The following is an 11,956-nucleotide window of genomic DNA, read 5'->3' on the forward strand; positions in this document are numbered from 1 at the left end:
CTCGGCTAGGTAGTAAATCGCGTCACCTTCTTTTACCTCGCGGAAGGTAAGCTTCTGTGTTTGACCGATAAGGTTTTTTGCTTGACCACTAATTTGAGCTTCCACAGCAGGCTTACCCAAAGAGGCGCTGTCGAGCACACTGATGTTGAGTACGGCATTGTAGTTATTACGCTTGATGTCGTAGCTGCGGGCGATCTTAGGTGTCAAAAAGGTCGAGTTAAATGCGATGTAGTGTACTTCGATGTCTTTCATGGTTTTGAACTGACCTGCCATGCTGGGTAAAGACAGTAGGCTGATCAGTAGGGCGGTAATCCATTTGCTCATTCTCACTTCCTCGAATCGGACGTTCTACTATTGGTACGAATTTCGTAAATAAAAAGCCATCAAGTGATGGCTTTAATTTCTGTTGGTATTTGTTCGGGCGATTTTATCCGAATTTGTTTATGACGTCCCAACTCACCTTTTTCTATGTGAACCAAACCTTTGGCCACTTTAAATTGTTTGGCTAAAAACTTGGTTAGGTGTGCATTTGCTTTGCCATCGACAGGCGGGGCAGTAATGGCAATTTTAAGCTCTTCACCATGCAAGCCGACGATCTTATCGCGACTTGCTTTTGGTTGGATGTAGAGCCGAAGCACCACATCCTTGCCATCATGCCAAACTGCTTCTGACATTATAGTTGATACCAGATAGGACCAATCATGTCGCCCATTAGGAAGTTAGCGAATTGTAGGCCGATGAACAGCACTAGTACGCTTAAATCGAAGCCACCCATTGCAGGGATGATGCGGCGGATTGGTGCTAGCATTGGTTCCGTTAGCTGGTGGAATACGTATTCGATAGGGCTGCGACCTTGGCTAACCCAGCTCAGGATTGCGCGGATCAATAGTACCCAGAACAGCAAGCCGCCAGCGGCTTTAATCAGAGACAATAAGCCTAGGAATAGGAAGTCCATGCTGAATGACACTGAGCCACTAGAAGCGACTAGAATTAAGGCGATGAACTTAAGCACGCACAGGACATAGGCGAAGAGTACTGTGGCTAGGTCAATGCCGCCAATGGACGGAATAACTCGGCGCAGTGGTCCCACAACCGGTTGGGTTGCTTTGACAATAAATTGCGAGAATGGGTTGTAGAAATCTGCACGGGCAGCTTGCAACCAAATACGCAAAATCACGACCATGATGTACAGGTCAAATAGGGTTGAGATGAGAAAACTCATTGAATTCATAAGGTACCCTTAAAAAGTAAGTGAGTGACACAGAGTGGGTATCACTCAAGTCATTAAAATAATTTTTCCATTTCTTCAGCGCGAGCTACCGCCGCTTGCATTGCTCTCGCCACAATATCAGGCAGTTGTTGTTCGTTGAACGTACGCAGAGCTTCTGCCGTTGTGCCACCTTTGGATGTGACGTTCTCACGCAGTGTTGATAGCTCAGTTTCTGGATTTTCTACCACCATACTCGCTGCCCCAAGCGCTGATTGCTGAATTAAAGTGCGTGCTGTGTCTCTATCGAAACCTTGAGCAATTGCTTCTGCTTGCATGGCTTCCATAAACAGGAAGAAGTACGCTGGCGCGCTGCCTGCTGCTGCAATAACGTTGTTGATGCCAGACTCTTGTTCAACCCAGCATACTTTACCACAAGCTTGCATTAGCTCTGCTGCGAAGGCTTTGTCTTGTTCTTGCACATGTTTAGGCGCATAAAGACCACTCATGCCCAAACCAAGTTGTGCTGGCGTGTTTGGCATCACGCGAACGATGTTGAGCTTTGTCGCCAGCATGTCATCCAATCGTGAACAGTTGATACCTGCCGCGATAGAGATAACCAGTTTGTCACAGAGGTCGATAGATTGCAGTGGTTTACACACTTGTTCCATCATTTGTGGTTTCACAGACAATACCACAACATCCGCTTCTGTCGCTGCTCGGATGTTATCGCTGGTGGTACGGATTCCAAAGTCTTGCTCAAGAGGTTGGCGACGCGTTTCAGATGGGGCAGTCGCAATGATGTTCTGTGCCGGGTAGCCATTGGCTACAAGGCCAGAAACAATGGCACGCACCATATTTCCTGCACCGATAAAGGCAATCTTTTTGTGTTCCATATGTCTGATTTCCAAATATAAACTCTTACAATTTGTTGTGTGTTCAGGTGTATACTGACACCACTTTGTATACACTGCCAAAACAAAGGCTGTGTGACTCAAATTCGCAGTGTCTCACAACAAATCGCTGTTATTGTTGTTTGTTGTAGTCACGCGCACCAAAAATCGCCGTGCCGATACGCACCATAGTGCTGCCAGCTTCGATTGCAGCACCCATGTCACCGCTCATTCCCATAGACAGCGTGTCGACATCTGAGTATTGCTGAGCTAGCTTTTGCTTTAGCTTTTCAAGTTGCTTAAATGCACGAAGTTGCGATTGATAATCTGGCACGTTGGCAGGAATTGACATCAACCCTCTTAACGTGAGGTTTGGTAGGCGAGAAATCAACTCTGCCAGCTCGAATATTTCTGCATCGGCCACGCCAGATTTCGATTCTTCACCACTGGTGTTCACTTGAATCAGCACTTGTAGTGGTTTTAGCTCGTTAGGGCGCTGGTCATTGAGGCGTTGAGCGATCTTTGCGCGGTCAATAGTGTGAACCCAATCGAAATGTTCAGCCACTGGACGTGATTTATTGGATTGAATTGGGCCAATGAAGTGCCATTCGATTCGGTTATCTGGATAATGTTTGGCAAAGTGCTGGACTTTACTGACGCCTTCTTGGACGTAGTTTTCGCCAAACGCTTCTTGGCCAGCTTGGTAAGCTTCGACAATTGCCTCGTCAGGTTTCGTTTTGCTTACTGCTAAAAGTTTGACTGATTTTGGCGAACGACCGTACTTTTGCTCGTCGTGTCGAATTTGAGAGGTGATATGTTCAATGTTTTGTTGAATACTGGTCATGGCTGCACTTTCGACTTAAGGATTTTTAATGGATATCACTGAGTTATTGGATTTTAGTGTAAAACATAATGCTTCGGATCTACATCTTTCTGCAGGAGTACCACCCATGGTTCGCATTGATGGGGATGTGCGAAAACTCGGTATTCCAGCCATTACACACCAAGAAGTACATCGTTTAGTTTTTGAAATCATGAACGATGCCCAGCGCTGTGAATTTGAAGAAAAGCTCGAAGTCGACTTCTCATTCGAATTGCATAACGTTGGTCGTTTTCGTGTCAACGCGTTCAATCAATCGCGTGGTTGTGCTGCTGTTTTTCGTACCATTCCAAGCAGTATACCGACATTGGAAGGACTGGAAGCTCCTGAGATCCTCAGAAAAATTGCCAGCGCAGAAAAAGGTTTAGTTCTGGTCACTGGCCCAACAGGCTCTGGTAAATCGACGACCTTAGCCGCCATTGTTGACCACATTAACCGCAATCACAATAAGCATGTTCTAACAATTGAAGATCCGATTGAATTTGTGCACACCAATAATAAGTGCCTGATCAACCAACGTGAAGTTCACCGTGATACGCACAGCTTCCAAAGTGCGTTGCGCAGTGCATTGCGTGAAGACCCGGATGTCATTTTGGTTGGTGAGATGCGTGATAAAGAGACCATCAGTTTAGCGCTCACAGCTGCTGAAACCGGCCACCTCGTTTTTGGTACGCTACACACGAGTTCAGCAGCGAAAACCATCGATCGTATTATCGACGTATTCCCAGGTAGTGATAAAGACATGGTACGTTCTATGTTGTCTGAATCGCTGCGTTCGGTTATCGCGCAAAAATTGCTCAAGCGTAATGGGGGCGGTCGTATCGCGTGTCACGAAATCATGATGGCAACGCCTGCGATCCGTAATCTCATTCGTGAAGATAAAGTCGCACAGATGTACTCGATCATTCAAACCGGTGCCGCACATGGAATGCAGACAATGGAACAAAATGCCCGCCAATTTATGGCTCAGGGTATCGTCTCACGTGAGGAAGTGGATAAGAAAGTTGAAATGGAAACGCAGCAATTCTCGTGATGAATTACGTAGGAAATAGCGAATACGGGTAATGGAACTGAATAAATTTCTTGAAGGTATGCTGGCGTTAAAAGCGTCTGATCTTTACATCACTGTTGGTGCACCGATCTTGTTTCGTGTGGATGGTGAATTGCGTCCACAAGGCGATAAGTTAACTGAGAGTGATGTGGCATCGCTGCTTGATAGCGTGATGGAAGCGCAGCGACGCAAAGAGTTTCGCGAAAGCCGCGAGTCGAACTTTGCCATTGTCCGAGAGTATGGCCGCTTCCGCATTAGTGCCTTTGTTCAACGTGAATTGCCGGGCGCTGTCATTCGTCATATTGAAACCAATATACCAACGTTTGAGCAGCTCAAACTGCCCTTGGTGCTGCAGGAACTTGCGACGGCTAAACGTGGCTTAGTGCTGGTGGTTGGGGCGACAGGTTCGGGGAAATCGACCACAATGGCGGCGATGACGGGTTATCGTAACAATAATCAAACTGGGCATATTCTGACGGTGGAAGATCCTATTGAATTTGTCCACGAGCACAAGCGTTGTATTGTCACGCAGCGTGAAGTGGGCTTGGATACCGAAAGTTATGAAGTCGCGTTGAAGAACTCGTTACGCCAAGCACCTGACATGGTTTTGATTGGTGAAATTCGTAGCCGAGAAACGATGGAATACGCGATGACCTTTGCTGAAACGGGCCATTTATGTATGGCGACATTGCATGCCAACAACGCAAACCAAGCGCTTGATCGTATTCTGCATTTAGTGCCTAAAGATCAGAGGGAGCAGTTTTTGTTTGATCTGTCGATGAACTTAAAAGGTGTCGTCGGTCAGCAGTTGATCCGTGACAAAAACGGTCGAGGTCGACACGGTGTATTTGAAGTCTTATTGAACAGTCCGCGAGTATCTGATCTGATCCGTCGCGGTGACCTACATGAATTGAAATCAACCATGACTCGCTCAAATGAGTTTGGTATGTTGACCTTCGATCAATCGCTCTACAAATTGGTGATGCAAGGTAAAATCAGTGAAGAAGATGCACTATACAGTGCTGATTCAGCTAACGATCTGCGTTTAATGTTGAAGATGCAACGCGGAGAAGTTTTTTCAACTGGCGCACTGGCAAACGTGACGATTGATATGGATTGATTCATTCCAGAAACGAAAAAGGTTGGCACCAGCCAACCTTTGTTATTTGCGCTTGAGGCGTTTATGCTCCCCAGAGGCTTTCAAACCAGCTTTCAAGAATCACGACTGCTGATTGGCAGTCAATATTGCCTTTCGATAGTGCTTTGTAGCCTCCCATACTGAACAGCTCTGCGCGAGCTTCTGTTGTTGATAGGCGTTCATCATGCAATTCAACAGGTAAGCCGTAACGGCCGTGCAGACGATTGGCGAACTTCTTTGCGCGTGGTGTGATGGTTTCTAAGTCTTTACCGTGTAAATCTGTTGGGTAACCCACGACCAATAGGTCTGGTTGCCATTCTTTGATTTGTTTCTCTATATCATCCCAGTTTGGGATACCGTCATTCGCCTTGAATGCTTTTAGCGGAGAGGCGGTGCCTGTAATTTCTTGTCCGATGGCACTACCAATACTTTTGGTACCGAAATCGAAAGCCATGATTGTACGTGACATAAGGTGTCTCGAATTTAGATAAATGAAATGAGTTGTAGCGTCAGCCTTTACGCGTGACCAGCATCGGCAGACAGCTGACTTGGGTCAATACCGAGCTTTTCGACGGCTTTTTTCCAGCGGTCGATAATTGGTGTATCGAAAATGATCTCTGGTGTCGCTTTGATGGTCAGCCAAGAATTTTCAGCCAGCTCGCTTTCTAACTGACCCGCGCTCCAGCCGGAGTATCCCAATGCGACTAAATAGTCGGTCGGTTCGGCCTCAGTACCAAGCACTGACAAGATGTCTTTAGACGTGGTGACGCTCAGGTCGTCGGTCATCTGAATGCTTGATTCGTAATAGTCTTTTGGCTTGTGCAGGATAAAGCCACGATCTTCAGATACTGGACCGCCGTTGTATACGGGTCTATCTAAGCTTGCTTCAAACAGGCGAGGATGCACGGGTTGCACTTCCACTTGATTAAGCATGCTGCCAACCGTGATATCAACAGGCGCATTGATCATCAGCCCCATAGCGCCTTCTTCGTTGTGTTCACAAACGTAGATAACGCGATTCTGAAAGTAGGGATCTTTCATTCCCGGCATGGCGACTAAGAAATGGTTGGTGAGGTTCATTCTCATCTTGACCTTATGAAGGCGATTAAAAACACGTAAGCAAACGTCATGTATCCAGCCATAGTGATATACATATGAGCTTGCTTACGTCTGTTCATGATGCTGTCTATTTAACTGTAATACAGTTTGAGTTATTCGCCTTTTACACGACGTTCAATTGCGTCCATGAGTTTGCCTGTGATAGAGATATCAAAAGCCGCTTCGATCTCGCGAATACAAGTTGGGCTGGTGACGTTAATTTCCGTTAGTTTATCGCCGATCACGTCAAGGCCGACGAAGATAAGGCCTTTTTCTTTCAACGTTGGTGCAACTGCTTGAGCTATTTTCATGTCAGTTTCGCTCAGTGGGCGAGCTTCACCCGTGCCGCCAGCCGCTAGGTTACCGCGCGTTTCGCCTTTTGCTGGGATACGAGCAAGGCAATATGGCATTGGTTCACCGTCAACCACCAGGATACGCTTGTCACCATTGCTGATATCTGGCACGAAGGTTTGTGCCATGGCGTAGTTTTGGCCGTGGTTAGTGAGCGTTTCGATGATGACTGATACGTTTGGATCGTTTTCTTTCACGCGGAAGATGGAGGCGCCGCCCATACCATCAAGTGGTTTTAGGATCACATCACCATGCTTTTCACGGAAAGCTTTAATCTTCTCTGCTTTACGCGTCACTATGGTGGTTGGTGTCAGTTCTGGGAACCAGGCTGTGAACAGTTTCTCGTTACAGTCGCGCAGACTTTGTGGCTTGTTCACGATCAATGCGCCTTGCTCCTCAGCGCGCTCAAGAATGTAAGTTGCGTAGATGTATTCAGTGTCGAACGGAGGATCTTTACGCATCAGCACGGCATCAAGCTCCGACAGTTCGATCGTCTGCTCTGATGTGAATTCATACCAGCCGTTTGGATCTTCCTTAAGCTTAACCACTTTGGTATCTGCAATTGCTTTACCTTGGTCTAGATGCAGATCGTCCATTTCCATGTAGTGGATTTGGTAGCCACGGCGTTGCGCTTCAAGCATCATGGCAAAGCTAGAGTCTTTCTTGATGTTAATGGACGAAATTGGGTCCATAACAATACCGAGTTTGATCATTATTTTTCTCCGTTTTAACCAAGATCGCCGAAACGAACTTGTAAGGCTGTAATTGCTGTAAGAGCTGCCGTTTCGGTGCGCAGAACGCGAGGGCCAAGCAGTGTCTCTTCAAATTGGTATTCGCGAGTCATATCGATTTCGCTACAAGATAGACCGCCTTCAGGGCCAATCAACAGACGAACTTTTTTAACAGGTGTAGGCAAAGTGTTGATCGAATATTTCGCTCGCGGATGAAGGTTGAGTTTCAAACCGTCGTACTCTTCTTGGCACCATGCTTCTAAGCTCATGATAGGGCGAATTTCAGGCACTATGTTGCGACCGCACTGTTCGCACGCGCTGATCGCAATTTTTTGCCATTGGGCGAGCTTCTTCTCAAAACGTTTTTGGTCTAACTTCACACCACAGCGCTCAGAGATCAGCGGTGTAATGGTATTAACGCCGAGCTCTACCGATTTTTGGATAGTGAATTCCATCTTATCGCCACGCGAGATAACCTGACCAAAGTGAAGGTCAAGTGGTGACTCGATGCTGTTCTCTGTGCGCTCAGAGAGCTCAACCAGCACATTCTTTTTACTGACTTCACTAATGACTGCTGGGAATTCCGCGCCGCTGCCGTCAAACAGTAAAACGTCTTGACCTTCTTTCATGCGAAGCACGCGACCAATATGGCTGGCAGCATCTTCTCTCACAACAATGGTGCCCAGTTGTTGAATGGTTTCTGGATGATAAATTCGAGGGATACGCATCGTGTTTCGATTTCCTGCATACGCGAGTATTTAGACACTAACATGGATGCTTTCCAGCGAAAAAACAAGGGGCAAGAGGCGTTTCCATTACAGTAAATGGTAACGCCTCAGGCAGACGAGTTGTAGTGCGCGAGAAGCGGCAAACATTACAACGTGCGACAAAGCTCTTGAACGAATGGGTTGTGGTTGCCTTGAACTTTTGCAATGCGCTCATCACGCTCACATTCCCACTTGTCGACAGGGTAGGTTTTACTCCAAGCGCTCATTAATTGAGTCTGTTGCTTAGAAAGTTTGAAGCCGTACTCTTTGCTCATGTACAGGTAAGTTCGTGCGATCGAGCCACGCGCACGATCTGGCGGCATCACTTTACGCTGCTTGAAGTTAACCTGCATTTCACAGCGGCCGTAGCTGCTACCATCCAAGCCATTCCACTGACTGAAGTTGTAGTTGGAGCGGTCGCCATTTACCTCACCGATAGCGGGCGTTAGGTTATGGAGATCGGCTTCCATTGATTTGAACTGGTTGTCGTTTCTTGTACAGTTTTTTCGACCGCCATTTTGCCAGCATTGACGCTGATGGCCGAATTGCCAAGCTGGGACAACGTGCTCCCATTCGATACGTGATGCCCGCTTTTCTTGTTTGCGAACTTGGTAGCCGCATGAAGCCAGATCGGGTACGCCTTTCTTGCCTTGCCATTTGATGTCACAGCCACAGTAAAAGCTGGTTGGATGATCGGCGTAGATTTTTAGTGCTTCACGCTTGGCGGCAGAGAAAGAGCTTGGGGGCGCAGCAATCGCTGTGCTTGAAAGCATAAATAGGAGTAAATAGAGTAGATTTTTCATTGTTAAAGTCTTTATAAAGTATGACTTTATTGATTTTAACACGCAAAAATAAGCTTTAGTGATAAGAAAGTTAACAATAGTGAGTAAAGAGAGAGTTTTTGAGCACGAATATCACTATTTTTACAACTGAAAACTGAAGGGGTGAGAAGTTAAGAGAGTTGATTTCCAGTGAAGCTCAGTGGCTGGCGGCATTTCTGGCATGAGTACACCGCTTGTTTACGCAGAACTTTGTTGTGACGACGAATGGATAATGGATAAGTCATACAGCCACAGCGGTATTCAAAGGTTTTTCCTTGTACAGAGGCAATATCGAAGCTGTGAGTCGTCTTGGCTGGTACTTTGAACACGGCTTCCATGACGCCCTGCCATTCCTTACCGTGTGGACTCACGCGACCGTAAACTTGATAAGTAATAAGATGCGCGACTTCGTGTGGGATTACCTCTTTAAGGAAGGCTTGAGTGTTTTCTTTAAATAGTTTGGGATTTAAACGAACCTCATTCAACTGTAAGTAGGCTTTGCCAGCAGCCTTACCACGTACGTTGAAGGTTAGAGAGGGGATAGGGAAAGAACGTTTGAAGGCTTGCTCTGCCAGTGCGATGCAATTGACCATCACTTGTTTGGCTTTGTAGCTCAGTTCTGTATCCACGACTTACTCCGTTTACCTAATAAAAAAGCCCCCGCATTTGCGAGGGCTGGATCATAACATCAGTTTTCTAAGGCGTGTGTTTTTTCTTAATCGTCGCCTGATAAGCATGCCATGTACCGTAACCTAGAATTGGCATAGTGACGAGCATGCCAATACCGTACGTAGCAAAGCCGATTAAGATGCCGCCGCAAATGATCACCGCCCACATAGTCATTGCTGGGATGTTAGATTTTACCGCGTTAAAGCTGGAAAATACGGCGGTCATCATATCAACTCGTCGTTCCATCATCAGTGGAATTGAAAAAGCGGAAATACTGAAGACTACGCAAGCTAACACAAAACCGACGATGGAGCCGATGGCCAAGAAAGGTAAGAAGTCGGTCAGCGGAGCCCCTTGAACTGGGGGGTACAGAGCATGGAGTAGTGCAGCAATCCGCATCCAGAAGATCATACATACTGCGAGCAACACGGCAAACGCCCATTGAGACGTTGAGTTACGCCCAATGGCTTTCATTGAGTGGAACAGGCTGGGTTTGTGTCCGCGTTCTCTCTCCCAACTGGCGTCATATAAGCCGAGCGCAAGGAACGGGCCGATTAACATGTAAACGATAAGACTTGGCATGACCACTAAGTGCGTGCCTTGCCACTGAACCAGAAGCACGATACCAACTGCGGCCGCCATAAAGCAGATCCCATAGAAAGCACTGATGATTGGCATGCGAACGAAATCTTGCAGGCCCAGTGCGAGCCAGTGGAATGGCGCAAAAAAACTCACCTTGTTGCACGGAATGGTTCTGGCGTATTTGTTATCTGGAACTTTCTCGTGCTTATTTTGGAAGTCGGATGGATTGACGGTACGAGGCATAACTCCTCCTTATTTTGTTCTTACGGTGGCACCTAGGCCATAAAAGACGTTGAGCTGACGTTTTTCATGGTTCTTTTCGCAACGTGAGCCGATATCATATTCTTTACGTTATATGCATCAAAAAGTGCATTTAACATTGTGTTAACTATTGGCGTAGATAGGGAAATTTACAAATAATTGCTGAATTTTTGTTCGCAGAGGGGATTGGGGGAGAAATAAGAGGACGAAAAAAGCCCCCGCCAGAAGCGAGGGCTCTATTGATTAATGATTGCGTGGCTCGATTACTTGATGCCAGCGAAGTCGCGTAGAAGTGCCGCTTTATCCGTCGCTTCCCATGGGAATTCTTCGCGGCCGAAGTGACCGTATGCCGCTGTTTTCTTATAGATAGGTTGAAGAAGGTTAAGCATTTCTTGCAGACCGTATGGACGTAGGTCGAAGAACTGACGAACTGCTTCAATAATGATGTCGTGAGACACTTTCTCAGTACCGAACGTTTCAACCATGATAGACGTTGGATCTGCAACGCCAATAGCGTAAGAAAGTTGGATTTCACAACGGTCAGCCATGCCAGCTGCGACGATGTTTTTTGCTACGTAACGTGCTGCGTAAGCTGCGCTGCGGTCTACTTTTGATGGATCTTTACCAGAGAATGCACCACCACCGTGACGAGCTGCGCCGCCGTATGTATCTACGATGATTTTACGACCCGTTAGACCACAGTCACCCATTGGACCACCTATCACAAAACGACCCGTTGGGTTAATGAAGAAGTTCGTGTCTTTGCTGATCCACTCTGAAGGCAGTACTGGTTTGATGATCTCTTCCATTACCGCTTCACGCAGATCTGGAGTAGAGATGGAATCACAGTGTTGCGTTGAGAGAACAACAGCGTCGATACCAACGATTTTGCCTTGGTCGTACTGGAAAGTTACTTGAGATTTCGCATCTGGACGTAACCAAGGTAGTGTGCCGTTCTTACGTACTTCCGCTTGTTTTTGAACCAGAAGGTGAGAGTAAGTAATTGGAGCTGGCATTAGGATTTCAGTTTCGTTTGTTGCGTAACCGAACATGATGCCTTGGTCGCCTGCGCCTTGCTCTTTCGGGTCTGATTTATCAACACCTTGGTTGATATCTGGAGATTGCTTACCAATGGTGTTTAGAACGGCACATGAGTCGGCATCGAAGCCCATGTCAGAGTGAACGTAGCCGATTTCACGCACTGTTTCACGAGTCAATTCTTCAATATCAACCCATGCAGAAGTCGTGATCTCACCACCAACCATTACCATGCCAGTTTTGACGTAAGTTTCACAAGCAACACGTGCTTTTGAGTCTTGCTCAAGGATTGCATCAAGAACAGCGTCAGAGATTTGGTCTGCGATTTTATCAGGATGACCTTCTGATACTGACTCAGAAGTAAACAGGTGCTTAGCCATGGTAGCTCCAATCTTTAGGTTTACTCATGGCTAACGAACCCAGTTTGCCATGAAAAATATAATACATTTTGTAGGTGCTTCTACATCTA

Annotated in this window: 15 protein-coding genes; 2 read left to right on the plus strand and 13 right to left on the minus strand. The window is 46.6% G+C overall.

The features are described 5' to 3' along the window. From AND4_RS17560 to AND4_RS17580, 5 genes are all read right to left on the minus strand, one after another. A partial coding sequence (locus AND4_RS17560) for a DUF4426 domain-containing protein (RefSeq protein WP_009844331.1) occupies window positions 1-324 on the minus strand: 324 nt, incomplete at its 3' end. Window positions 325-383: 59 nt separating this feature from the next. After that, window positions 384-674, minus strand: coding sequence for a DUF167 family protein YggU (gene yggU / locus AND4_RS17565; RefSeq protein WP_009844332.1), 291 nt, complete (start codon window positions 672-674; stop codon window positions 384-386). Continuing rightward, window positions 674-1,231, minus strand: a complete 558-nt coding sequence (locus AND4_RS17570; RefSeq protein ID WP_009844333.1) for a YggT family protein — start codon at window positions 1,229-1,231, stop codon at window positions 674-676. Before AND4_RS17570 ends, yggU begins: the two co-directional genes overlap by 1 nt. Before the next feature lie 53 nt (window positions 1,232-1,284). Beyond that, window positions 1,285-2,103 (minus strand): pyrroline-5-carboxylate reductase, encoded by an 819-nt coding sequence (proC, locus tag AND4_RS17575; protein WP_009844334.1) that lies wholly within the window; start codon window positions 2,101-2,103, stop codon window positions 1,285-1,287. A 130-nt stretch (window positions 2,104-2,233) separates the two neighbouring features. After that, the gene (locus tag AND4_RS17580) at window positions 2,234-2,944 is read right to left on the minus strand and encodes a YggS family pyridoxal phosphate-dependent enzyme (RefSeq protein WP_009844335.1); all 711 of its coding nucleotides are present in this window, start codon (window positions 2,942-2,944) and stop codon (window positions 2,234-2,236) included. 28 nt (window positions 2,945-2,972) lie between these two features. On the opposite strand from AND4_RS17580, the gene AND4_RS17585 reads away from it, so the two are divergent. Further along, on the plus strand, window positions 2,973-4,013 hold the full coding sequence (locus AND4_RS17585) for a type IV pilus twitching motility protein PilT (protein ID WP_009844336.1): 1,041 nt from the start codon (window positions 2,973-2,975) through the stop codon (window positions 4,011-4,013). A 31-nt stretch (window positions 4,014-4,044) separates the two neighbouring features. Beyond that, a complete protein-coding gene (locus AND4_RS17590; protein ID WP_009844337.1) occupies window positions 4,045-5,151 on the plus strand; it encodes a PilT/PilU family type 4a pilus ATPase in 1,107 nt (368 codons plus the stop codon). 61 nt (window positions 5,152-5,212) lie between these two features. Here the strand turns inward: AND4_RS17590 and ruvX are convergent, their stop codons facing one another. The 8 genes from ruvX to metK all read right to left on the minus strand — a co-directional run bounded on the left by ruvX (window position 5,213) and on the right by metK (window position 11,867). Further along, the gene (gene ruvX, locus AND4_RS17595; protein WP_009844338.1) at window positions 5,213-5,638 is read right to left on the minus strand and encodes a Holliday junction resolvase RuvX; all 426 of its coding nucleotides are present in this window, start codon (window positions 5,636-5,638) and stop codon (window positions 5,213-5,215) included. Between the two features lie 47 nt (window positions 5,639-5,685). Next, complete coding sequence (locus AND4_RS17600; protein ID WP_009844339.1) at window positions 5,686-6,249, minus strand: YqgE/AlgH family protein; 564 nt, start codon at window positions 6,247-6,249, stop codon at window positions 5,686-5,688. Between the two features lie 131 nt (window positions 6,250-6,380). Next, window positions 6,381-7,331, minus strand: coding sequence for a glutathione synthase (gene gshB / locus AND4_RS17605; RefSeq protein ID WP_009844340.1), 951 nt, complete (start codon window positions 7,329-7,331; stop codon window positions 6,381-6,383). Between the two features lie 14 nt (window positions 7,332-7,345). Further along, window positions 7,346-8,077 carry a 16S rRNA (uracil(1498)-N(3))-methyltransferase gene (gene rsmE, locus AND4_RS17610; RefSeq protein WP_009844341.1) on the minus strand — a complete coding sequence of 244 codons (732 nt, stop codon included), beginning with the start codon at window positions 8,075-8,077 and terminating at the stop codon, window positions 7,346-7,348. A gap of 146 nt (window positions 8,078-8,223) precedes the next feature. Continuing rightward, entirely contained in the window at window positions 8,224-8,919 is a 696-nt protein-coding gene (gene endA, locus AND4_RS17615) for a deoxyribonuclease I (RefSeq protein ID WP_009844342.1), read from the minus strand. A gap of 149 nt (window positions 8,920-9,068) precedes the next feature. Further along, complete coding sequence (locus AND4_RS17620; RefSeq protein ID WP_009844343.1) at window positions 9,069-9,566, minus strand: SprT family zinc-dependent metalloprotease; 498 nt, start codon at window positions 9,564-9,566, stop codon at window positions 9,069-9,071. 67 nt (window positions 9,567-9,633) lie between these two features. Continuing rightward, window positions 9,634-10,431 carry a DUF2189 domain-containing protein gene (locus tag AND4_RS17625; RefSeq protein ID WP_009844344.1) on the minus strand — a complete coding sequence of 266 codons (798 nt, stop codon included), beginning with the start codon at window positions 10,429-10,431 and terminating at the stop codon, window positions 9,634-9,636. A gap of 281 nt (window positions 10,432-10,712) precedes the next feature. Next, on the minus strand, window positions 10,713-11,867 hold the full coding sequence (metK, locus tag AND4_RS17630) for a methionine adenosyltransferase (protein WP_009844345.1): 1,155 nt from the start codon (window positions 11,865-11,867) through the stop codon (window positions 10,713-10,715). Window positions 11,868-11,956: the final 89 nt, after the last annotated feature.

The sequence above is a fragment of the Vibrio sp. AND4 genome (genome assembly GCF_000171815.1).
GTDB lineage: Bacteria > Pseudomonadota > Gammaproteobacteria > Enterobacterales > Vibrionaceae > Vibrio.